Origin of the sequence: Dermacoccus barathri (assembly GCF_015070805.1) — a bacterium.
Lineage (GTDB): Bacteria > Actinomycetota > Actinomycetes > Actinomycetales > Dermatophilaceae > Dermacoccus > Dermacoccus abyssi.
Genome location: NZ_JADCTK010000002.1, coordinates 383,418 through 406,197, shown reverse-complemented (window position 1 = coordinate 406,197; position 22,780 = coordinate 383,418). Strand labels below are relative to the sequence as shown.

General features: G+C 68.8%; 22 protein-coding genes. 3 read left to right on the top strand and 19 right to left on the bottom strand.

What is annotated here, in order from left to right:
- Positions 1 to 51: 51 nt before the first annotated feature.
- From rodA to IM689_RS04870, 18 genes are all read right to left on the bottom strand, one after another.
- Positions 52 to 1,152, bottom strand: coding sequence for a rod shape-determining protein RodA (gene rodA / locus IM689_RS04955; protein WP_227484464.1), 1,101 nt, complete (start codon positions 1,150 to 1,152; stop codon positions 52 to 54).
- A 16-nt stretch (positions 1,153 to 1,168) separates the two neighbouring features.
- On the bottom strand, positions 1,169 to 2,119 hold the full coding sequence (locus IM689_RS04950) for a bifunctional riboflavin kinase/FAD synthetase (RefSeq protein WP_193643123.1): 951 nt from the start codon (positions 2,117 to 2,119) through the stop codon (positions 1,169 to 1,171).
- Between the two features lie 9 nt (positions 2,120 to 2,128).
- The gene (locus IM689_RS04945; RefSeq protein ID WP_197078998.1) at positions 2,129 to 3,229 is read right to left on the bottom strand and encodes a Nickel transporter NicT; all 1,101 of its coding nucleotides are present in this window, start codon (positions 3,227 to 3,229) and stop codon (positions 2,129 to 2,131) included.
- Positions 3,230 to 3,323: 94 nt separating this feature from the next.
- The gene (gene truB, locus IM689_RS04940; protein WP_193643122.1) at positions 3,324 to 4,253 is read right to left on the bottom strand and encodes a tRNA pseudouridine(55) synthase TruB; all 930 of its coding nucleotides are present in this window, start codon (positions 4,251 to 4,253) and stop codon (positions 3,324 to 3,326) included.
- Positions 4,250 to 4,684, bottom strand: coding sequence for a 30S ribosome-binding factor RbfA (gene rbfA, locus IM689_RS04935; RefSeq protein ID WP_047312022.1), 435 nt, complete (start codon positions 4,682 to 4,684; stop codon positions 4,250 to 4,252). Before rbfA ends, truB begins: the two co-directional genes overlap by 4 nt.
- A 164-nt stretch (positions 4,685 to 4,848) precedes the next feature.
- Positions 4,849 to 5,949: a TRM11 family SAM-dependent methyltransferase gene (locus IM689_RS04930; protein ID WP_319803806.1), complete on the bottom strand. Its 1,101-nt coding sequence runs from the start codon at positions 5,947 to 5,949 to the stop codon at positions 4,849 to 4,851.
- Positions 5,950 to 6,329: 380 nt separating this feature from the next.
- Positions 6,330 to 9,218, bottom strand: coding sequence for a translation initiation factor IF-2 (gene infB, locus IM689_RS04925; RefSeq protein ID WP_193643121.1), 2,889 nt, complete (start codon positions 9,216 to 9,218; stop codon positions 6,330 to 6,332).
- A gap of 81 nt (positions 9,219 to 9,299) precedes the next feature.
- Positions 9,300 to 9,692 (bottom strand): YlxR family protein, encoded by a 393-nt coding sequence (locus IM689_RS04920; RefSeq protein ID WP_319803805.1) that lies wholly within the window; start codon positions 9,690 to 9,692, stop codon positions 9,300 to 9,302.
- 114 nt (positions 9,693 to 9,806) lie between these two features.
- Positions 9,807 to 10,820: a transcription termination factor NusA gene (gene nusA / locus IM689_RS04915; RefSeq protein WP_047312020.1), complete on the bottom strand. Its 1,014-nt coding sequence runs from the start codon at positions 10,818 to 10,820 to the stop codon at positions 9,807 to 9,809.
- On the bottom strand, positions 10,820 to 11,371 hold the full coding sequence (locus tag IM689_RS14870; RefSeq protein ID WP_193643120.1) for a ribosome maturation factor RimP: 552 nt from the start codon (positions 11,369 to 11,371) through the stop codon (positions 10,820 to 10,822). The genes nusA and IM689_RS14870 overlap by 1 nt, the downstream gene beginning before the upstream one ends.
- A gap of 136 nt (positions 11,372 to 11,507) precedes the next feature.
- Positions 11,508 to 12,452 carry an ABC transporter permease gene (locus tag IM689_RS04905; protein ID WP_193643119.1) on the bottom strand — a complete coding sequence of 315 codons (945 nt, stop codon included), beginning with the start codon at positions 12,450 to 12,452 and terminating at the stop codon, positions 11,508 to 11,510.
- Positions 12,439 to 13,248, bottom strand: a complete 810-nt coding sequence (locus tag IM689_RS04900; protein WP_193643118.1) for an ABC transporter ATP-binding protein — start codon at positions 13,246 to 13,248, stop codon at positions 12,439 to 12,441. Before IM689_RS04900 ends, IM689_RS04905 begins: the two co-directional genes overlap by 14 nt.
- Before the next feature lies 1 nt (position 13,249).
- Positions 13,250 to 14,320, bottom strand: coding sequence for an ABC transporter substrate-binding protein (locus tag IM689_RS04895; protein WP_193643117.1), 1,071 nt, complete (start codon positions 14,318 to 14,320; stop codon positions 13,250 to 13,252).
- 1 nt (position 14,321) lies between these two features.
- Complete coding sequence (locus tag IM689_RS04890; protein WP_227484463.1) at positions 14,322 to 15,746, bottom strand: sulfate adenylyltransferase subunit 1; 1,425 nt, start codon at positions 15,744 to 15,746, stop codon at positions 14,322 to 14,324.
- Positions 15,746 to 16,672, bottom strand: a complete 927-nt coding sequence (cysD, locus tag IM689_RS04885; RefSeq protein WP_193643116.1) for a sulfate adenylyltransferase subunit CysD — start codon at positions 16,670 to 16,672, stop codon at positions 15,746 to 15,748. Before cysD ends, IM689_RS04890 begins: the two co-directional genes overlap by 1 nt.
- Positions 16,669 to 17,214 carry an adenylyl-sulfate kinase gene (gene cysC / locus IM689_RS04880; protein WP_319803804.1) on the bottom strand — a complete coding sequence of 182 codons (546 nt, stop codon included), beginning with the start codon at positions 17,212 to 17,214 and terminating at the stop codon, positions 16,669 to 16,671. Before cysC ends, cysD begins: the two co-directional genes overlap by 4 nt.
- Positions 17,211 to 17,912 carry a phosphoadenylyl-sulfate reductase gene (locus IM689_RS04875; protein ID WP_129665260.1) on the bottom strand — a complete coding sequence of 234 codons (702 nt, stop codon included), beginning with the start codon at positions 17,910 to 17,912 and terminating at the stop codon, positions 17,211 to 17,213. The genes cysC and IM689_RS04875 overlap by 4 nt, the downstream gene beginning before the upstream one ends.
- Entirely contained in the window at positions 17,909 to 19,591 is a 1,683-nt protein-coding gene (locus IM689_RS04870) for a nitrite/sulfite reductase (protein WP_193643114.1), read from the bottom strand. Before IM689_RS04870 ends, IM689_RS04875 begins: the two co-directional genes overlap by 4 nt.
- 117 nt (positions 19,592 to 19,708) lie before the next feature.
- Here IM689_RS04870 and IM689_RS04865 point away from each other — a divergent pair, with 117 nt between their 5' ends.
- Genes IM689_RS04865 through IM689_RS04855 form a run of 3 tightly spaced genes read left to right on the top strand, consistent with a single transcriptional unit; the run spans position 19,709 to position 21,944 of the window.
- On the top strand, positions 19,709 to 20,704 hold the full coding sequence (locus IM689_RS04865; RefSeq protein WP_193643113.1) for a hypothetical protein: 996 nt from the start codon (positions 19,709 to 19,711) through the stop codon (positions 20,702 to 20,704).
- Between the two features lie 32 nt (positions 20,705 to 20,736).
- Positions 20,737 to 21,810 carry a CapA family protein gene (locus tag IM689_RS04860; RefSeq protein WP_193643112.1) on the top strand — a complete coding sequence of 358 codons (1,074 nt, stop codon included), beginning with the start codon at positions 20,737 to 20,739 and terminating at the stop codon, positions 21,808 to 21,810.
- Positions 21,807 to 21,944, top strand: a complete 138-nt coding sequence (locus IM689_RS04855; protein WP_193643111.1) for a hypothetical protein — start codon at positions 21,807 to 21,809, stop codon at positions 21,942 to 21,944. The genes IM689_RS04860 and IM689_RS04855 overlap by 4 nt, the downstream gene beginning before the upstream one ends.
- A gap of 4 nt (positions 21,945 to 21,948) precedes the next feature.
- Here the strand turns inward: IM689_RS04855 and IM689_RS04850 are convergent, their stop codons facing one another.
- Positions 21,949 to 22,740 carry a TSUP family transporter gene (locus tag IM689_RS04850; protein ID WP_319803803.1) on the bottom strand — a complete coding sequence of 264 codons (792 nt, stop codon included), beginning with the start codon at positions 22,738 to 22,740 and terminating at the stop codon, positions 21,949 to 21,951.
- Positions 22,741 to 22,780: the final 40 nt, after the last annotated feature.

The window sequence follows — 22,780 nt, the reverse complement described above, 5'->3', positions numbered from 1 at the left end:
CTCCAGAGGTGCGGCGCCGGCAGTTACCCGCGGGTTCACATCGTGTTTCCCTCACGATATGCGACGGCGCGATGCCGCATGGACGTTTCCGACGAGTCCGACCGCGATCCAACAGGAGAACATGCTCGAACCGCCGTAGGACACGAACGGCAAGGGCACACCGGTGACGGGCATGAGCCCCAGGTTCATCCCGATGTTCTCGACGCTCTGGAAGAGGAACCAGCCCGCGATCGCTCCGCACAGGATGCGGCCGAAGGCGTCCCGCGAGCGGATGCCGATGACGAGCGTCCGCACGACGACGAACATCTCGAGCGCGACGATGCCGAGCGCACCGACGAAGCCGAGCTCCTCCCCTGCGACGGAGAAGACGAAGTCGGTGTACTGGAAGGGGATGAATCCACCCTGGGTCGAGCGGCCCTCGAACAGCCCCTGACCGAACCAGCCGCCCGAACCGATGGCGAGCTTGACCTGCGCGACCTGATAACCGATGCCCGACGGGTCGGCCTCGGGCCGCCAGAACGCGAGGAGCCGGTCGCGTTGGTACTGAGCGAGCAACGGCGTCATGAAGGCGAGGCCCGCCACGGCCACGGCGGCGGCGAACAGCCAGGCGAAGACCCGCGCACGAAGCCCCGCGACTGCGAACGCGGAAACCGCCATCGCGGTGACGACGAGCGCCGAGCCGAGGTCCGGCTGCGCCATGATGAGCGCGAGCGGAACGGCCGCGAGACCGAGGCCGACACGGACGTCACGCCGGGCGAGCGCGCCCCTCACCTGATCGGTGTCGGCGAGCGCTGACGCGACGGCAAGGCCGAGAGCCACCTTGGCAATCTCGGCGGGTTGGACGGAGAAACCCGGCAGCTCGATCCACGACCGCGAGCCGTTGATCGTGCTGCCCAGTGGACTGAGGACGGCGAGGAGTCCGAGCACCCCGGCGAGGTAGGCCAGCGGAACGGCCGCCCGCAGCGTGCGAGCGTCGAGGCGCAACACGGCAAACGCCAAAGCCATACCGACGGCGACGTTGAGTGCTCCGCGGACGGCAAAAGAGCTTCCGCTCGTCGCAGCCGTCGCCGACCACGTGAGCAGGATGCCGAGGAGGCTCAGTCCCGCTGCGGCAACGAGCAGGCCGAGGTCGAGGTGCGCGAGGTCGCGCAACCCTCGACCGTGTCGTTCACGAGCAGCCAAGGACAGGGCGGGAGGCGGCGACGTCGGCGTGCATCTGTTCGATAAGTTCGTCGATGGAGTCGAACTTTACGTTGCCGCGCAGGCGGCCGACGAACTCGATGGCGACGCGTTCGCCGTACAGCTCAAGGTCGTCGCGGTCCAGAACGTAGGCCTCCACCGTTCGCTCCGGAATGTCGAAGGTCGGGTTGGTGCCCACGGAGATCGCGGCCGGCAGCCGGTACTCGGGGTGGTCCTGCGGCAGTTCACGACGCACGAGCCACCCGGCGTACACGCCGTCGGCGGGTACGACGCCGTCGGCGTCACGGGCGAGATTGGCGGTCGGGAAACCGAGCTCGCGGCCCCGTTGGAAGCCCTTGACGACCTCGCCGACGACGCAGTGGTGACGCCCGAGCACGTCGGCGGCCTCGTCGACCTTGCCCGCGGCGAGCAATTCACGCACCTGCGTCGACGACCAGCGGACGCCCGGGCCGACGTCGTCGAGCGCGACGACGTCGAAGCCGAACTCCTGGCCGAGTTCGCGCAGGGTGTCGATGTCACCGGAGTTCTTGATGCCGAAGCGGGTGTCCTTGCCGACGACGACGGCGCGGGCGCCGAGCGCGTCGACGAAGGTGCCCTCGACGAACTCGCGGGGCGTTTCGGCGGCCAGTTCGCGGGTGAACGGCATGACGACGACGGCGTCGAGGCCGCGCTGTTCGAGCAGATAGAGACGGTCTTCGAGGCCCGTGAGCAGCTCAGGCGCACGGTCGGGGTGCAGGACCGCGAGGGGGTGCGGGTCGAACGTCACCGCAACCGTCTTGGCGTCATGCTTGGCTGCCTGCTCGTGGAGCTCGGCGATCACCGCGGCGTGCCCTTGGTGGACGCCGTCGAAGTTTCCCAGGGTGACGACGGTGGGACCGAAATCGGTCGGCAGGTCGGAAGGATCACTCAGGCGCAACACTCGCCCACCTTAGCCGTTGACGCCGAGCTCGCGCTCATCGATACGTGCCAGGCGCCACACCGCCACGGCGAGCAGCCACGTCACGACGAAGAGCCCGACGATGACGTATCCGACCTCGTCGAGCGGGATCGCGCCGAGCCACGCCACCGGCCCGCTCGTGATGCCCCACTTGTCGCTGACGACAGAGGCGAGTTCGATCGTGCCGATGACGAGGGCGACGACGACCGAGAGGCCGGTGACGGTGACGTTGTAGTACAGGCGCCGCAACGGCTTGGCGAAGGCCCAGTCGTAAGCACGCGTCATGAAGACGCCGTCCGCGGCGTCGAGCAGGCTCATGCCCGCGGCGAAGATGACGGGCAGGGTGAGGATGGCGTACCAGGGCAGGGCGAAGGCCGCCGCTCCGCCAGCGAGGACGAGCAGCGAGACCTCGGTCGCCGTGTCGAACCCGAGGCCGAAGAGGAAGCCGAGCGGGTACATCTGGGCCGGCTTGGTGATCGACTTCGTCGCACCGCGGAAGAAGCGCGCGAAGAAGCCACGGCCGTTGAGGTGTTCCTCGAGGGCGACCTCGTCGAGGTGACCACGACGGGCCCGACGCCAGACGCGCACGATGCCGATGAGGCTCACGAGGTTGAGGATGCCGATGAGCCACAGGAAGCTGCCGGAGACGGTGGGCCCGAAGATGCCGAGCCACCGGTGCAGGCTCGAATCGTCGTCGGCCACCGGTCCGGCGATGGCCTTGACGCCGAGGGCGAGCAGGAGGCACATCGTGAAGACGACGCTCGAGTGGCCGAGCGAGAACCAGAAGCCCACGCTCACCGGTTTGCGATCGCGCCCGTCGTTGAGGAGCTTGCGTGTCGTGTTGTCGATGGCCGCGATGTGGTCGGCGTCGAAGGCGTGGCGCATCCCGAGCGTGTAGGCCGTGATTCCGAGCCCGATGCCGAAGACCTGGCCCCGTCCGTCGGTGCCGAGATGGAGGTTCTGGGGCGCCACGATGAGCGCGAGCACACCCCAGCCGAGCACGTGCAGGAGGGCGACGAAAGCCGTCATCCCCAGGATCGAACGCCGCTCGGCGGCATTGAAGCCTTTCCACCAGGTGGGGAGCTTGGACACGGTGGCCTCTCGGGTGACGGTGCGAAACCTGAGCATCGTACGCCCGGAGCACCGACTGTTGCGACGGCGTCGCAGAAACCGGCTGGCCGGTGGATTACTTCGGGAAGGTGACTCGCGACTTCGCCTTCGGGGTGCTCTCGTCGAGGATCGCCGCGAGGCGCCCGTCGGGGGCGATGGCGGCCACGGTCTCGGCGCGCTCCGGTGCCGAGGCGATGCGCTGGCCGAAGGTCAGCGCCCGCTCCTCGTCCTCGGTGACGTGATGAACGGCGAAGGCGTCTGCGGCGGCGTCCGCCATCGGGATGACGCTCGGGGCCCGGCCGGTGTCGACTTCGTCCGAGATGTCGTCGAGGGTGCGGGCAGCGTCGAGGGTGAAGGTGCCGACGCGGGTACGGCGCAGGGCTGTGAGGTGGCCGCCCACGCCGAGGGCGGCTCCGAGGTCACGTGCGAGGGCACGCACATACGTGCCCGAGGAGACCTCGACGACGACATCGACGTCCACGACGCGCGTGGCACCATCGGCACTCGTTTCGCGCACCTCGAGAACCTCGAAGCGGCCGACCGTGACGGGGCGGGCGGCGAGTTCGACGTCCTCTCCCCCACGCACCCGGGAGTAGGAGCGCTTGCCGTCGACCTTGATGGCGCTCACGCTGCTCGGTACCTGCTCGATGTCACCGGTGAGTTCGGCGACAGCAGCGCTGAGGGCCTGCTCGGTCACGACCTCGCGCGTGGCACCGGGCGCATCGACGACATCACCTTCGGCGTCGTCGGTGACGGTGGACTGCCCGAGCCGGATCGTGGCCGTGTACTCCTTGTCGCAGCCGACGAGGAAGGTGAGCAGCTTCGTCGCGCGATTGACGCCCACGACGAGCACGCCGGTCGCCATCGGGTCGAGGGTGCCGGCGTGCCCGACCCGGCGCGTGTTCGCGAGGCGTCGCATCCGGCCGACGACGTCGTGCGACGTCCATCCGGCCGGTTTGTCGACGACGAGGATGCCGTCGGGTGTCTGCGGTCGCGCGTCGTTCACTGCTCGTCCGCGGCCTCGGGCTTCTTGTACGGGTCGGCCTCGCCGGCGAACGCAGCCCCCTGCGAGGACCGCGCGAGTTCCTCGTCGCGGGCGCGCGCCTTGGCGAGCGCGTCCTCAAGGTGAGCGGCGCCCTCGGGCAGGGCGTCGGGGAAGAACTCGATCGTCGGCGTGAGGCGGATGCCGAGACCCTTGCCGACGTGGCTGCGGATGCGACCGCGGTTGTCGGCGAGCGCCTCGGCGGTGGCGGCGCGCTCGGCGTCCGAGCCGAAGACGGTGTAGAACACCGAGGCGTTCTGCAAGTCGCCCGTGACGCGCACGTCGGTGATCGTGAGGAAGCCCACCCGCTCGTCCTTGAGACGGAACTCGACGAACTCGGCGACGAGCGACTTGATGCGGTCAGCGACCTTACGGGCGCGAGCCTGGTCGGCCATGGGATCCTCCTTGAGCCGGGCGACGTTTTCGCCCCAACCCTATGTGATGTGTCGGGGCGTGAGCACCATGGTTTTCGCGTGTGTGGCAGCTGTCGGCTCCGGCGTTTCGCCGAGCAGTTGCCGTGAGACGACGGGGTGCTGAGCCCGCCGTGGTCCGGGTGGGTTCAGCCCTTGCGGGCGACCACGATGTCGCGGTCGATCGAGGCGTCGACACGGTGACGGAACGCGTCCTCGTCGAGGCCGGCGGCAGGTGCCCCGTGGCCGTGGACGACCGAGAACCCGTGCGCGTCGAGCACCTCGGCGAGTTCGGCGGGTTTCACGACGTGACGGTTGTAGGCGAGGCCGACCGTGCCTCCCGTGCGCAGGGTGTCGTGCCAGGACGGCAGCGCTCGCTCGAGGAGCTGCACCGGCGAGCGGTCCAGCTTGTCGCCGTGGGAGCCGTGCTGGACGCCGTAGGGCGTGTCGGCGACGACGACGTCGACGCTCGTCTTGCGCATGACACGCCCGAGCCGGGTGGTGTCGACGTTGAGGTAGGTGACCTGTTGGGTGCGTCCGGCCTTCCAGTCGTCCTTCGTCGGTGCGGTCTCGAGTTCGAGCGCCCGCCCGAGCGTGCGGCCTTCGCGACGCACCTGGCTGGCATCGATCTCGTGCTTGAGGCGGTGGGAGCGAAGCCACGTCGTGATGAACGCCTGGTAGGCCTCGAAGTCCTTCTTGTCGAGGTCGACGCCGGTGACGTCGATACCGCGCAGGAGGCAGGTGTTGAGGGTGGTGCCGCGACCGCACAAGGGGTCGAGCACGTGGAGGGAGCCGTCGAGCAGCGCCTGCGGGCGCTTTGCGAGCGCAGCGGTGACGTTGAGGAGAAGGTGGGTGAACTGCTCGTTCGTCTTGCCCTGGTACTTCTGGATCGTGACGAGGTCGTCGCTGTAGGGGCGACGACGTTCGAGGGCCGTCGGGCGCAGCAGCCCGTCGGCCGAACCGAAGAGGGCGAAGGCGCCGCTGGCCTCGCTCACGACGCGGGTGAGCAGGTCGTCGTCGCCTTCGATGTTGAGGTAATCGACTCCGGCGACGGTGACGGGTCGTACGCGGGCGTCCAGGCCCAGAGCGTCGGCCATGACGGTGATCTCCGCGGCGTTGAGCCGCGCAGCGTCTCCGGCGTAGACGCGGTTCGACGAGGGTGCGAGGAGCAGGAGGCGCCCGTCGGGCGCGGTGTCGAGCGATGAGCGAAGCTCGGGCTGGGTCTCGTCGGCGGCGTTCTCGGAATTCACGGGCTCCAGTGTGCCGCAGTGACAACCCCGACCCCGAATCCGCGGCGTTCGGCCAGGCGACGAAGGTCCAGGCTGCGGGAGCTCAGATCTCCAAGTCGAGAGTGCGGAACGCGGCCACCATCGAACGGAGATGCGACTTTAGAAGCCCACATGCGGAAAGCCCAACACTCCCCATGCCCGAACCACGCTGGAAGCGGACTCCGCAGAACAAGCGAAAGCCCCCACGAACCCCGAGCTTGCGAGGGGTCGTGAGGGCTTTCGCTTGTGATGCGGCCCGAAGGGCTGTCGCACCGAGGCTGAATCCCGAGCTTGCGAGGGATTCAGACCGGAAGACGGCCCAAGGGAACGCACTCAGACCGGAAGACGGCCCAAGGGAAGGACTAATCCCTCGGCTTCTCCCGCATTTCGTACGTCGTGATGAGGTCACCGACCTGGACGTCGTTGTGCGAGCCCAGGTTGATACCGCACTCGAAGCCTTCGCGGACCTCGGTGACGTCGTCCTTGAAGCGACGCAGACCGGCGATCTCGAGGCTTTCGGTGATGACGACGCCGTCACGCGTGATGCGTGCCTTGGAGCCGCGCTTGATCTCACCGCTGCGCACCATGGATCCGGCGATGTTGCCGAACTTGGACGAGCGGAAGATCTCGCGGATCTCGGCGGAACCGAGCTCGTGCTCCTCGTACTCCGGCTTGAGCATGCCCTTGAGGGCCTGCTCGATCTCGTCGATCGCCTGGTAGATGACCGAGTAGTAGCGGATCTCGACGCCTTCCTTCTCGGCGTATTCGGCGTTCTGGCCTTCGGCGCGAACGTTGAATCCGACGATGATGGCGTTGGAGGCGACTGCGAGGTTGATGTTGTTCATCGTGATCGCGCCGACACCACGGTCGATGATCCGCAGGTCCACGTCGTCGCCGACGTCGATCTGCAGGAGCGCGTCCTCGAGGGCTTCGACCGAACCCGACACGTCACCCTTGAGGATGAGGTTGAGGGTTTCGACCTTGCCTGCAGCGAGCTGCTCGTTGAGGTCCTCGAGGCTGATGCGCTTGCGAGCCTTGGCGAGCGAGGCCTGACGGTCTGCCGCTTCACGCTTCTCGGCGATCTGACGGGCCGTGCGGTCGTCCGGGGCCACGATGAACGTGTCACCGGCGCGCGGCACGGAGGCCAGACCCGTGACGAGCACGGGACGGCTCGGGCCGGCTTCCTGAACGTTCTCGCCGTGCTCGTCGAGCATGGCGCGAACGCGTCCGTAGGCCTGGCCGGTGACGATGGCGTCACCGACGCGCAACGTACCGGACTGCACGAGAACCGTTGCGACGGCACCGCGACCACGGTCGAGGTTGGCCTCGATCGCGACACCGCGGGCGTCCTTGTCCGGGTTGGCGCGCAGGTCGAGCGCGGCGTCGGCGGTGAGCAGGACGGCCTCGAGGAGGCTGTCGATGTTCTGCCCCTGCTTGGCCGACACGTCGACGAACATCGTCTCACCGCCGTACTCCTCGGCGATGAGGTTGTACTCGGTCAGCTGCTGACGCACCTTGGCCGGGTTCGCGCCGTCGGCGTCGATCTTGTTGACCGCCACGACGATCGGCACGTCGGCCGCCTGGGCGTGGTTGAGCGCCTCGATCGTCTGCGGCATGACGCCGTCGTCGGCCGCGACCACGAGGATGGCGATGTCCGTGACCTTCGCACCACGGGCACGCATGGCGGTGAACGCCTCGTGACCGGGGGTGTCGATGAAGGTGATGGGACGGTCGACGCCCTCGTGCTCCTTGTGGACCTGGTAGGCACCGATGTGCTGCGTGATGCCACCGGCCTCGCCCTTGCCGACGTCCGCGTTGCGGATGGCGTCGAGCAGGCGCGTCTTACCGTGGTCGACGTGACCCATGACGGTGACGACCGGGGGACGCTGCTCGAGCATCTCGTCGTCCTCGCCCTCGGCCTCGGCCTCGAGGTCGATGTTGAACTGGGAGAAGAGTTCCTTCTCCTCGTCCTCCGGCGAGACGACACGGATGTCGTAGCCGAGCTCGGCACCGAGCAGCTGGAACGTGTCCTCGTCGAGCGACTGCGTCGCCGTGGCCATCTCACCGAGGTGGAACAGCACGGTGACGAGGCTCGCCGGGTTCGCGTCGATCTTGTCGGCGAAGTCCGTCAGGGACGCACCGCGGCGCACCTGGATGACGGTCGAACCGTTGCCGCGCGGGACGCTGACACCGCCGATCGACGGAGCCTGCATCTGCTCGAACTCTTGACGCTTCGCGCGCTTCGACTTACGACCGCGGACCTTGCTGCCGCCGCGACCGAAGGCGCCCTGGGTGCCGCCGCGACTACCGGGGCCACGACCGCCACCGCCGGGACGACCGGCGAAGCCGCCGGGACGACCGCCGCCACCGGGGCGACCTGCGCCACCACCGCGGGCCGGGCGCTCGCCCGGACGCGGAACGGCAGCCTGCGACGGCATCATGCCCGGGTTCGGGCGCGGTGCGCCGGAGCCACCCGCGGGACGGGGGCCACCTGCACCGGCCGGACGCGGACCGCCCGCACCAGCGGGACGGGGACCGCCCGCACCGGCCGGACGCGGACCGCCCTGACCCTGACCACGGTTGCCGGGACGCGGCATGCCCTGGCTGGGCGCGAACGGGTTGTTGCCCGGACGCGGGGAGCCGCCTTCACGGCCGCCGCCACGACGATCGCCCTGCGGACGCTCGCTGCGGCCCATGCCCTGGCTCGAGCTGAACGGGTTGTTACCCGGACGCGGAGCGCCGGGGCGCGGTCCGGGACGTCCGGCACCGGGACGCTCGTTGCGAGCAGGCGCGGCCGGAGCCGGCTTCGGCGCTGCAGGGCCGGGCTTCGCAGCGGGAGCCTTGGGTGCCGGCGCCGGCGTTGCAGCCTCCGACTTCGGCGTCGCGGGCTTCGCCTCGGCGGGCTTGGGAGCCTGGGCCTCGCGCTTGGGCTCCGGCGACGGCGCGGGAGCCGGGGTCCCGGCCTTCGGCGCAGGCTTGGATGCCGGTGCCTTCGGGCCCGGCTTGGGGGCGCCCGGCTTCGCCGCGGACGGCGTTGCCTTCTTCGCGGGCGCGCTGGACTTGTCGTCCGCGGACTCGCCGCCTGCCTTCGTCGGCTTCGGCGGGTTCTCCTTGATCTTGCGCACCACGGGCGCCTCGATCGTGGAACTTGCGGACTTCACGAACTCGCCTTGCGCCTTGAGATGCGCAAGGAGTTCCTTGCTTTCGACTCCGAGCTCTTTGGCGAGCTCGTGGACTCGAACCTTGGCCACGTTTCTCCTGTCGGTTTTCGACGGACCGCCAAGGCTTCGAGCCCGGCAGACCGTCAGTTGAGGGTGCTCATCGCTGAGAACTCATCGGGTGCTCATAGCGTCAAACCCGCTTTCGGTCACTGTCGTGGAAGTCCCCCTGCGGGTCCTTCCGGTGTTTTCGTCGTCGTACGACGTGGAACGGATCTCCCGTTCCACCTGTTCCGCCAGCGCGTCGGTGGAAACCGCCGATCGCAGGCGAAGTGCCCTTCCCCAAGCGCGGCGGGTCGTGGCCTGGGAAAGGCACGTCTCGTCGGCGTGGAGCCACGCTCCCCTGCCCGGCATCGCCTTGAGCGAGTCGAGTACCAGGACGGCATTCTCATCGCACACGATGCGCAGCAAAACGGAACGGCCGCCCTTGCCCCGGCATCCGATGCAGGTGCGCTGCGGTTCGGACTTTCGGGAGAGCTCGACATCCGTGTCGGTCACGTTGATCACGTCACCAACCTTCTGTCTGTCACCGTTCGCCCCCTAGCCTACCTGTTCGCCCCCGGGGCAGGAAAACGCGAAATCCCCCGGGTGCACTCGCACACGGGGGATTTCCGGCCCGGATCAGCGCTCGTCGGCAGCCGCCGGAGCGCCCACGGCAGTGTCCGGACGGATGTCGATGCGCCAGCCGGTCAGCTTGGCCGCGAGGCGGGCGTTCTGGCCCTCCTTGCCGATCGCGAGGCTGAGCTGAAAGTCGGGCACGATGACGCGCGCAGCGCGCGCCTTCGGGTCCGTCACCTCCACGGACTCCACGCGCGACGGCGAGAGTGCAGCCGCGATGAACTCCTCGGGCTGGCGGGAGAAGTCGACGATGTCGATCTTCTCGCCCTGCAGCTCCGACATGACGGCGCGCACGCGCTGACCCATGGGGCCGATGCAGGAGCCCTTGGCGTTGACGCCGGGCTGCGTCGCGTGCACGGCGATCTTCGTGCGGTGTCCGGCCTCGCGGGCGAGCGCCGCGATCTCGACGGTGCCGTCGGCGATCTCGGGCACCTCCATCGCGAAGAGCTTGCGCACGAGGTTCGGGTGGGTACGCGAGAGGGAGATCTGCGGGCCCTTCGGACCGCGTCGCACGGAGACGACATAGCAGCGAATGCGCTCGCCGTGGCGGTAGACCTCACCCGGCACCTGCTCGGCGGCCGGGAGGATGCCTTCGATCGTGCCGAAGTCGACCTTGACGAACCGCGAGTCGTTGCTCTGCTGGATCGTGCCGGCGACGATGTCGCCTTCCTTGCCGACGAAGTCACCGAGGATGGCCTCGTCCTCGACGTCGCGCATGCGCTGCACGATGACCTGGCGCGCCGTGCTCGCGGCGACGCGACCGAAGTTCTTCGGGGTGTCGTCGAACTCGGGGCCCGGCTCGCTCCAGGTGCCGTCCTCTTGCTTCTGCCCGTCCTCGCGCGCCCAGACGACGACGTGTCCGCTCTTGCGGTCGAGCTCGACGCGGGAGCGGCGGTAGGCGCCCTCCTCCTTCTGGTACGCGAGCAGGAGGGCCTGCTCGATCGCCGGGACGATGACGTCCATGGGGATCTCGCGCTCCCGCTCCAGGGCGCGCAGTGCTGCCATGTCGATGTCCATCAGACGTCCTCTCCCACGCCGTCGGTGTCGCCACCGTGCGTGAATTCCACCTGCACCTTGGCACTGGTGATCGTTGGGTACTCGAGTCGGGTCGGCTCGGCCGAGGCGTGGCCGCCGGCCTTCTTGCCGCCCTGCTCGGGGGTGACGACGATCTCGGTGGTATCGGCGGACGTGAGGCGTCCGGCGATCTTCGAGCCGTCGTCGAGGGTGATCGCCACGAGTCGCCCGACGTTGCGGGCGAAGTGGCGGGGTTCGGTGAGCGGGCGGTCGGTGCCCGGGGAGCTGACCTCCAGAACGTAGGGCTGCTCGCCCATGACGTTCGTGGCGTCGAGCTCGTCGCTGACGACGCGGGTGGCGTCGGCGACCTCGTCGAGCGTGACGGGAGCAACCGGCTCCGTCGTGGCCGTGTCCATCGCCACGACGCGGTCGAGGAGGATGCGCACGAGGCGACGCTTGCCCGCGGGCACGACGGTGACGTCCTCGACGAGTATTCCCAGGGGTTCGAGCTTGGGTGCGAGGGTTTCGATGATCGTTCGTTCCGCGCCTGCCACCGGACCTCCTGGAGTTGTCGTCACGCACCCGAGCGAGGGTGCGAAATGCGCGAGCACTCGGCCCGCGCGCGTCCACCTTACCGAACCTGACCCCCACGGGACACGTGCCTTTGGGGTGGGTCGGCTCTGCCTGAGGTCACAGCCCGCCGGCAGTGAGGCCGCGACGACGCAGCAAGCTGCGCTCGATCGGGCTGAAGAGCAGCAGTTCCACGGCCAGACCGACAGCAAGGACGAGAGCGATCGCGGCGACGACCGTCGGCATGTCGGAGTTCGCCTGTCCCTGGCTGAGCATCGAGCCGAGACCGAAGCCCAGTTCGGGCGAGGAGACGATGAGTTCGGCGGCCATGAGGGAACGCCACGCGAAGGCCCACCCCTGCTTGATACCGGCGAGGTAGGTCGGCATCGCGGCGGGAAGCAGGACGTGACGTACCAGCTGCGTGCGCGACGCACCGAGCGTCCGGCCGGCCCGTTCGAGCAGCGGTGGCACTTGGTCAAGGCCGCCGATGAGGCCCATCGCGATCGACGGCACCGCGGACAGCAGGATGACGGCGTAGATCGTCGTGTCCGTGAGGTAGAACATCATGACCGCGAATGGCACCCACGCCACCGACGGCAGGGACTGGATGGCGGCCAGCAGGGGCCGGAAGGCCTTGCGCGCCAACCGGTGACGCCCCACGAGCAGGCCAAGCGCGCTGCCCAACACGACGGCGACGAGGAACCCGATCACCCCGCGGCGAAGGCTCACCCAGATCGCCGAGAGCGCGTCGCCCGAGGTGAGCGAGCGCCACAGCGCGGCAGCAATGTCGCCCAGCGGCGGCAGGGCCCACGTCGGCTTCACCTGCAACCAGACGAGGCACTGCCACCCGAGGGCGACGAGGGCCAGCGCGCCGAGCGGCGCGAGGACGGACGTGAGGTCGACGCGGCGACGCTTGGGTCGCGCCTGGCCCTCAAGACGGTCGAGGCCCGAGGTCACGTCGGCGTCGCTGATCGCCGGCGTGGCGCGCACGACGGAACGGTGTCGGTGCGCATCGACCTCGAACGGGTCCTCCGCGTAGCTACGGCTCGAATCAGGCGTGGGCATGGCGGCTGATCTCCTCTCGCAGTCGGGCGGTGATCTCACGGGAGAGGTCACCCACGCCCGAGTCCTCGATGATGCGCGGGTGTGGCAGCTCGACGTCCCACGTCCGCGCCACGCGACCGGGGCGCGAGGAGAGCAGGACGACGCGCTGGCCGAGGCGCACGGCCTCACGCACGTTGTGGGTGACGAAGACGACTGCCATCTGCTCGCGCTGCCACACCTCGGTGAGCTCGCCGTGCAGGAGGTCACGGGTCATGGCGTCTAGGGCGGCGAACGGTTCGTCCATGAGCAGCACCCGTGCGTTCTGGGCCAGCGCTCTCGCCATCGCGACGCGCTGGCGCTGACCGCCGGACAGCTCGTGCACGCGACGGCCGCCCGCACCGGCGAGGCGCACCGTCTCGAGCAGCTCTTCGGCCCGTTCGCGGCGCTCGGGAGCCGCCACTCCCCCGAAGCGCATCGGGGCCTCGACGTTCTCGCGGGCCGTGAGCCACGGGAACAGCGCGCTCTCCTGGAACATGAGCGCGGGCTGCGGTCCGTCGACCTCCACGACGCCGGATGTAGCGGGTTCAAGTCCCGCAACAATCGACAGGAGTGTCGACTTGCCACAGCCGGAGGCTCCGAGGACCGAGACGAACTCACCCGGCGCGACGTCGAGGTCGATGCCACCGATGGCTTCGACGGCATCCTCGCCGTGGCCGAAGACCTTGCGCAGCGCGCGCAGTGAGACGGCCGGGCGCACGTCGCGCTCTTCCGGGCTCCTCGGCGCGGACCGGCGAAGGTCGGGTCGGGTGTCGGTCATGTCAGGCCTTTCCTCGTGCGCCGTAACCGCCGTCGGCGGCGCGCTCAAGACCGCGTGCGGCGAGCGCTCGGTTGAGCGGCGCGAGATCCGCGATGCCGTGCAGATTCGGTTTCACCTCGATACCGCCTGTGGCCCAGGTGTGCTCGGCCACCTCGGCGATGTTGGTGAGCATCGGATCCCAGCCGAACTCGACACTCGACATGGCGCGATCGATCACGGTGGGCTTGAGCTTCTTGCCAGCGATTCGCTCGATCTCGGAGTTGAGCAGGGTGGCCGCCTCGTCGCGGTGCGCCCGGATCCACCGCACCGTGTCGACATGCGCGCCGAGCAGCGCCTCCACCTGCTCGGGGCAGCGGCGGCGGTAGTCCTCGGACACGACGACGCACGTCGTGGCGAAGCGCCCGCCCGGCCACCTGGTGCGCTCGTCGACGAGGACGTGCGCCCCCGCCTCCTCGACGAGTCGCGACACCCACGGTTCGGCCTGGTAGGACGCGTCGAGACGGTTCTGCTTGAACTGGTCGAGAGTCTGGCTGTTCGCCATCCACAGCACCTCGACCGCGTCCTTGCCGGAACCGGTCGCGATGCCCTTCTCCCGCAGCAGCGTCTTGAGCGCAACGTCCTGAGTGCCGCCGAGCTGCGGCGTCGAGACCCGACGGCCGCGCAGTTCTTCGACGCTCTCGATGCCCTTGCGTGCCACGAGTGCGGCGCCCCCGGAAGCACCACCCGCCACGAGCCGCACGCCCTGACCTTTCGTCCGCACCCACGCGGTGATCGCCGGGTTGGGTCCGAGGTACGCGACGTCCAGTGCGCCGGCGAGCATCGCCTGAACGGCCGAGGGGCCGCTCGGGAAGATCTGTGGCTCGAGACGCACACCGGGCAGACGCTCGGCGAACGTGCCCCGAGCCATGCCGGCCACAGCCACACCGTGCGTCACATTGGCGAAGTAGCCGAGGCGAAGCCTGTGCGGGGACGCCTCCGCTGCACCGCACGCGGTGAGCGCGGGCAGGGCGAAGGGCGCCCCCACCGCTGCCGCGAGAACGGCACGTCGCGAGGGACGATCGAGGGTGGTCATGTCAGCCGGCCAGCCAATCCTCTTCGGACTCTTCCTCCGGCTCCTCACCGGCGACCTGTGCCCCGAGGCCGAGGTCGGCCCCGACCATGCCGCCACCGATCGTGGCCCCGCTCGCAGGATCGATGACGAGGAAGGCACCCGTGCCGCGGTGACGGGAGTAGGCGTCGACAGCCACCGGCTCCGCGAGGTGGAGCACGACCTGGCCGATGTCGTTGAGGCCCAACGAATGCGCCCCGCCGGCCGGGTGCCACGTGCTGTCCTCGACGTCCCAGTGATGCGTGACATCGGTGAGGACGGCTCGCACCACCTTCGTTCCCGCCTTGACGAGAACACGCTGGCGCGGCGTGGTCGAACCTTCGGCGAGCCACGCCACAACACCCTTCAGCTCGCTCGTCACGTCGGGTGCATCCGCCTCGGACTCGACGACGAGGACGTCACCGCGGGCGACGTCGAGTTCGTCGGCCAGGCGGATCGTCACGGATTCGCCGGCGCCCGCCTCCTGCGCCGAGCCCGTGGGTGTGTCGATGCCGATCACCCGTGATCCCAGACCGAGGGTTGAGGCACGCACGACGTCTCCGAGACGCACGACGCCGGACGTGATGCGTCCGGCCATCCCCCGGTAGTCGGGGTGGTCACTCGTTCGCGGGCGGATGACGAGCTGCACCGGCATCCGGAAGTTCTCGACCCGCAGGTCGCGAGCCACCGGAAGGTTCTCCAGCAGCGCGAGCAGAGGCTCGCCCTCGTACCAGGCAGGGGCCGGCGCGACGACGCCCTCTCCCGTGAGTGCCGACAGCGGGACGACGGCGACGTCGCCCGCCAAGCCGACCTTCTCGACGAGGTCACGGGTGTCGCGGGCAACCTCGTCGAAGCGCTCCTCGGACCAGTCCACGGCATCCATCTTGTTGAGCGCGAACACGACGTGCGGCACGCGCAGCAACGCCATGAGAGCCGCATGCCGGCGCGTCTGCGCCGAGACGCCGTGCCGCACGTCGACGAGAATCACCGCCGCGTCCGCCGTCGACGCGCCCGTCACCATGTTGCGGGTGTACTGGACGTGGCCCGGGGTGTCAGCCAGGACGAAGGTGCGCTGCGGGGTCGAGAAGTAGCGGTACGCCACGTCGATCGTGATGCCTTGCTCCCGCTCCGCACGCAGACCGTCGGTCAGCAGTGCGAGGTCGACGGTGTCGGCTCCGCGCGACGTGCTCGCCGCGACCATGGAGTCGAACGTGTCGGCCAGGATGTTCTTCGTGTCGTGCAGCAGACGCCCGACGAGGGTGGACTTGCCGTCGTCGACGCTGCCCGCGACGACGAGGCGCAGTTGTTCCGGAGCCGCCGTGGCACCGCTGGCGTCATCCGGCTGTGATGGCACCGCAGCCTCGGGGCCCGTCACCAGTCGCCCCGTGGGCGTCATGTGGGTCGTTGTCATCAGAAGTACCCCTCTCGCTTGCGGTCTTCCATCGCGGCCTCGGAGAGGCGGTCGTCGGCGCGTGTGGCGCCCCGTTCGGTGAGGTGGCTGGCGGCCACTTCGGCGATGATCTCGGCGGTGGTTCGGGCACTGGATTCGACTGCGCCGGTGCACGATCCGTCACCCACAGTGCGGTAGCGGACGCTCTTGGTCACGACCTTCTCGTCAGGGCGCGGACCGAACCACGGGCCCGACGTGAGCCACATGCCGTCGCGTTCGAAAACCTCGCGATCGTGGGCGAAGTAGATCGGCGGGAGCGCGACGTTCTCGGCCTCGATGTAGCGCCAGATGTCGAGCTCGGTCCAGTTGCTCAGCGGGAAGACGCGCGTGTTCTCCCCCGGCGCGTGCCGCCCGTTGTAGACGTTCCACAGCTCGGGTCGCTGATTGCGCGGATCCCATCCGCCGAGCGCGTTGCGCACGGAGAAGATGCGTTCCTTGGCGCGTGCCCGATCCTCGTCACGACGTGCGCCACCGAGGAGCGCGTCGAACTTCTGCTCGGCGATCGTGTCGACGAGCGGCACCGTCTGCAGCGGGTTGCGCGTGCCGTCCGGACGCTCGGTGAGGCGTCCGTCGGCGATCCAGTCCTCCACGGCCGCGACGTGCAGCCGCAGGCCGTGGCGAGCGACGACCTCGTCACGGAAGGCGATCACCTCGGGCAGGTTGTGTCCCGTGTCGACGTGGAGCAGCGTGATGGGCAGCGGCGCCGGCGCGAGCGCCTTGAGCGCCACGTGGAGCAACACGGCCGAGTCCTTGCCACCGCTGAACAGCAGTGCAGGACGGTCGAACTCGGCGACGACTTCACGGATGATCTCGATGGCCTCCGCCTCGAGAGCGCGGAGCGTCGAGGCTTCGGCGGGGTTCGTCGGGGTGTGCTCGAGCACGGTCATGACAGGGTCCTTTCCGACTCGCCGGACAGAAGGAGGGCGAGCACTTCAGCCGCTGAATCACGCACGCTGCGGCCCTCGGTCTCGAGGCAAAGATCAGGGTCCTCGGGAATCTCGTAGGGGTCGTCGACCCCGGTCATCGCAGGGATTTCGCCAGCGCGGGCCTTGGCGTAGAGGCCCTTGACATCGCGTCGTGCGCACTCCTCGAGCGAGGTTGCGACGTGGACTTCGACATAACGGGCACCGCTCGCCTCGTGGCGTGCTCGGTTCTGCTCGCGGGCGTCCGCATACGGGGCGATGACAGGCACGACGGCCCAGACTCCGTTGCGTGCCAGCATGTCGGCGAGGAAGCCGACCCGCGTGACGTGCGTGGTGCGGTCCTCGCGCGAGAAGCCGAGTCCCTTGCTCAGGGATTCGCGCAGTTCGTCGCCGTCGAGGAGTTCGACCCGCTCGCCCCGGGCGCGCAGGGCCTCCACGAGCTCGTGGGCGATCGTCGACTTGCCGGCACCGGAGAGCCCGGTCAGCCACACCGTTGCGCCGCTCACAGGTTGATCCCGCATTCGGTCTTGTCCTGGCCCGCCCAGCGGCCGGCGCGAGCATCCTCTCCGGGTGCGACCCGGCGGGTGCACGTGGCGCACCCGATCGAGGGGTAGCCCTGGGTGAGCAGGGGGTTACTGATGACGCCGTACGCCTCGATGTACTCCTCGACGTCGGTGTCGCTCCACGCGACGATGGGAGCCACCTTGATCCGTTCGCGGCGCTCGTCGAAGCTGACCACCGGGGTGTCCCGGCGTGTCACGGCCTCGCTGCGCCGCACCCCCGTCGCCCACGCCTCGTACCCGTCGAGTGCATCGTCGAGCGGGTGCGTCTTGCGCAGAGTGCAGCACAGGTCCGGGTCACGGGAGAACAGGTCCTTGCCGTGGCTCGCGTCCTGTTCGGCCACGCTCTGGGTCGGCGTGAGGTTGCGCAGGGTGATGTCGTACTCCTGCGCGACCCGGTCACGCGTCGCGATGGTCTCGGCGAAGTGGTAGCCCGTGTCGAGGAAGAGCACGTCCACACCCGGCATGACACGTGACGCCAGGTGCGGCAGAACGGCGTCCTGCATCGAACTCGCGACGGCAAACTTGTCACCGAACTCCTCGCGCGCCCAGTCGAGCACGCGGATCGTCGGAGCTCCGTCGAGATCGCGGCGAGCAGCCTCCGCCACGGATCGCAGGGTCTCTGCGTCACGGACGGCGCTCATCGCAGAGCCTCCTCGTCCGCGCGACGAGCCCAGTCGCCGAAGGTCTCGCTCACCTCACGCTGTTCGACGAACCGGGTGACGACGCGTTCGACGTAGTCGCCCAGCTCGGTGGCGACCACCTTGTGCGCGCGCAGCTTGCGCCCGACGACGAGGTCCTCCCCGAGACCGCCTCCGAGGTGCACCTGGTAGCCGGGCACCTGTTCGCCGTTCTCGTCCGTGACGATCTGTCCCTTGAGGCCGATGTCGGCCACCTGGATGCGGGCGCACGAGTTGGGGCAACCGTTGAGGTGGATCGCGATGGGGTGTTCCAAGACCTCGTTGAGGTGTGCCAGACGCGTCTCCAGTTCCTCGACGAGGTCGGCCGCGCGCTTCTTCGTCTCGACGATGGCGAGCTTGCAGAACTCGATGCCGGTGCACGCCATCGTGGCGCGACGCCAGTGTGACGGGCGGGCCTCGAAGCCCAGCGGTCGCATCGTGTCGACGAGTGCCTCGACGTTCTCGTCGGCCACGTCGAGCACGACGAGCTTCTGATAGGGCGTGAGTCGCACCCTGGCCGATCCCGCAGCTTCCACGGCGTCTGCGACGGCCGCGAGCGCCGTACCGCTCGTGCGACCGGCGACGGAGGCGAAGCCGACGAAGTTGTCGCCGTCCTTCTGGCGGTGCACACCGATGTGATCGATCGTGTGCTTCGGCGTGGGCGCTGGCGGCCCGTCGACGAGCTTTCGACCGAGGAACTCCTCCTCGAGCACCTGCCGGGTGCGCTCGGCGCCCCATTCCTCGACGAGGTACTTGAGGCGCGCGCGGTTGCGCAGGCGTCGGAAGCCGTAGTCACGAAAGAGCTTGACGACGGCGAGCCACACCTCGGGCACCTCGTCGAGGGGCACCCAGGCACCGAGGCGCAGGGCAAAGAACGGCTTGGTCGACAGGCCACCGCCGATCTGCAGGTCGAAGCCCGGTCCGTGCTCGGGATGGATCGAGCCGACGAAGCTGATGTCGTTGATCTCGGGCGCCATGTCGGGCAGCCATGCGATCGCCGTCTTGAACTTGCGCGGAAGGTTGGCCAGCTCGGGGTCGCCGACGTAGTGCTTCTTGATGTACTCGAGCGCTGGGGTGGCATCGAGCACCTCGTCGGGGTGCACGCCGGCCACGGGCGAACCGAGGGCCGTGCGGGTGCAGTCTCCGCACGCTTCCATCGTGTCGAGGCCGACGGCTTCGAGGCGCTCCCAGATCTGCGGCACGTCCTTGACGTCGATCCAGTGGTACTGGATGTTGTGCCGGTCCGTGATGTCGGCGCTGTCGCGGGCGAAATCGGTGGAGATACCGGCGAGGACGCGCAGCTGTTCGGTGGTGAGCTGACCGCCGTCGATGCGCACGCGCATCATGAAGAACTCGTCGTCGAGTTCCTCGGGCGGCAGCGTTGCCGTCTTGCCGCCGTCGATACCCGGGCGACGCTGCGTGTACAGACCCATCCAGCGGAAGCGGCCACGCAGGTCGGTGCCCTCGATCGTGTCGAACCCACCGGCCGCGTATTCCTCGAGGATGCGGCGGCGAACGTTGAGCGGAGCGTCGGCCTGCTTGAAGACCTCGTTCGGGTTGAGGGGGTCACGTTCCCCGAGGGCCCACTGGCCTTCGGGCTTGCGTGCACGGCCCTTCGGGCGGGCCTGGGTCGTCGCCGTCATCACTACTCCTCGCATCGGCCTCATAACCTTTACTTTTGCATCACCCAACTGCAACTAATGACTACCGAGCGGTCCACACTGTGAACGCTCCCCCGTCGTCCGTGGGACGATGAGCGCATGCCGTCTGCTCGTCCCCCTCACGCGCTCGCCCGTCGCACCTTCGTCGCAGCCGCGCTCGTCGCACCGCTCGCCGGGTGCGGGCTCCGGCTCGAGAGTGACGCCCCCGTTCCCGGCCCCAAGGCGGAGCCCGCGCCTGACACGAAACCGCTCGAGCAGGTTCGCGCCTGGCTCGTCGAAGCGATGACGGCCGCGGAGCGCGAGACCGTACACCATGCCCAGGCCGGAACTGCGCAGAAGTTGCATAACGCCCAACTCGACCGTCTCGACGCGACGCTGAAGGGCCTGGGTGCCACGACGCTTCCGTCGGTGACCGCAACCGGCACACCGAGTGCTCCGCCGACGAGCTCGAGTTCGTCGACCCCCGCGAGCACGCCGAGATCCACGCCCGAGCAGGTCCCGCCGTCGGCATCCCCCTCGGCCTCGCCCACCGGCGAAACGACGTCGTGGACGAAGGCCGAGAGCGTCTGGGCCGGAGCACAGGCAGCAGTCGTCCTGCAGCGCGTCAGCAGGAACTCACGGCCGGTCGCCCTGGCGATCGCTGCCGCGAGTCTCGCGTCGTTACGACCCGCCGACATCACCGTCCGGTGGCCCTCGACCATCGCCATGCCCCGAACCGACGGCATTCTCCTCGCGTCCGTCGAAGCAGTCATCGACGCCCTCGAGTGGTCGGCGGCTCGCACCAAGCTCTCCGCGCGCGAGGAGATCACCGCGCAGCTCGAGTGGGCCTATGCTGCGCGCTCACTCACCCAAGCCGGCATGCCCGCGCAGGCCGCCGGCAAACGCGCGCCCTGGCGTACGTACTCCACCCACGCGCAGGCTCACGACGTGGCCCGGAAGGCCGCGTTGGGAGTCGTGTCGGGCGCTGCCAAGGTCTCGTCCTCCACGAAGAGCGCACACGAAGCTGCGGGGTTGCTCTCGGTCTGGTCCGGGGCGGCTGCGGTGGCCGAGCAGCTGGGCGAACCGCTACGTCCACTTCCCGGACTCTCCGCCTGATGGGTCGTTCGCCACGACCTACGATGCGTCCCATGCAGCCCCGCGCCCACGCCACCGCCGCCGTCCTCACGGCCGCGCTCGTTCTCGCCGCGGGATGCGCCTCGGGCTCGTCGGCATCGTCGCCGTCGGCCACCTCGGCGAGCAGTCACTCCTCCTCCGAGTCGAGCACCACACCGAACTCGCAGGCTCCCTCCAATTCGGGCACTTCCTCGATCCCCGCGCCGAAACCGGTCACCGGCAAACCCGCCACGATCACCATCGGTGCCTCCGGTGACCTCATCGCCCATGCGAGCACCGTCGCGCAGGCGCGAGCGGCCGCGGGCGGGCGGGGCTACGCCTTCGCCCCCTTCTTCGCAGCCCTCAAACCGACGGTCGAGGCCCCGACGATCTCCATCTGTCAGATGGAGAATCCGCTGTCGCGCACGAACACGGATCTTTCGGTCGAGTACAGCTTCAACGCGCCACGCGAGTTCGCTACAGCGACGCGATCGATGGGCTTCGACGGGTGCAGCACGGCCAACAACCACACGTGGGACCGGGGCCAGCAGGGCATGGAGGAGACGCGCGAAGTCCTCGCGGCCAACGACCTCAAAGCCTCCGGCCCCGGGACGAAGGCAGGCGAGAAGGGCCAGCCCGTGTTCTACGAGGCCAACGGTCTGAAGGTCGCGCAGCTGTCGTACAGCTACAGCCTCATCAACGCTGTCGGCGACCAGTGGAGCGTGCCGAAGGAAGCGCCGTGGTTGAAGGACGCCATGTGGTTCACACGCACGTCCAAGGGCGTCGTCAAGGATGCCGCCGCAGCGCGCGCCCAGGGCGCGGACCTCGTGCTCGTCTCCATGCACTGGGGTTATGAGTACGAAGGGGTTAACGCTCAGCAGAAGCAGGTGACGGCGGAGCTGATGCGCTCCGGCCAGGTCGACTGGATCATCGGCAACCACCCGCACGTCGTGCAACCCTGCGACAAGGTGAACGGTCGCTATGTGACCTACTCGCTCGGCAACTTCTTCAGCGGGCAGATCGCGGCGATCAAGCCAGGAACGGCCGACGGAGCGTTCGCCGCCGTGACCTTCGAGCGGACGCAGCCGGCAAGTGGAAACAGTCGATGACGTTCCAGCCGACCTACCAGAACCAGACGACGCGACACGTGGAACTGGCGAGCCCGACCTCGAACGCCGACTCCTACCGCAAGACAGTCAGGACGATGGGTCTCATGGGCTGCGACGCGAAACCGGCGAGCTGAGCCGTCAGACGAGCCCGAACTGGTGCGCTGTGTCGTAGCCGATCTTGACCACGAACGCGCCCACGACGAGCACGAAGACGACGCGGACGAACCCGGCACCCTTCGACACGGCCGTGCGCGCGCCGATGTAGCCGCCGGCGAGGTTGGCCAGCCCGAGCACGAGCCCGACCTTCCACATCACCGCTCCGGCGGGGATGAAAACGACGAGGGATGCCAGGTTGGTGGCGAAGTTCGCGAGCTTCGCCTTGGCCGACGCCTCGAGGAAGCGGTATCCGAGCAGGCTCACGAGGGCGAAGACGAAGAAGCTGCCCGTGCCGGGGCCGAGAGCGCCGTCGTAGAAACCGACGCCGAGCCCGATGGCCGCAGCCGTGCCGTAGTGACGGCGCGTTCCGGCGTGACGCAGGTTCTCGAGCTGTCCCATGGACGGCTTGAGGAGGGTGTAGGCACCCACGCAGACGAGCACGACGAGGATGATCGGGTTGAAGGCCGAGCGCGGGATATGGCTCGCGACGGCGGCGCCTGCCACCGAACCGACAAACGCGAAGCCCGCCAGCGGTAGGGCTGTGCGCAGGTCAGGTTTGACTCGGCGCAGATACGTCGCGGAACTCACCGACGTGCCGCAGATCGAGCCCAGCTTGTTCGTCGCGAGCAACTGTGCCGGGGCAGCGTGCGGAAACGCGACCATGAGAGCGGGCAACTGCACGAGCCCGCCACCGCCGACGACGGCGTCGATCCAGCCGGCGCAGGCAGCAGCCAGGCCGAGCAGGACGAGGGTCATCAGCTCCGGGTCGTTCACCACGACATCGTCGTGCAGCCACTCGGCTGCGGCAACTCGG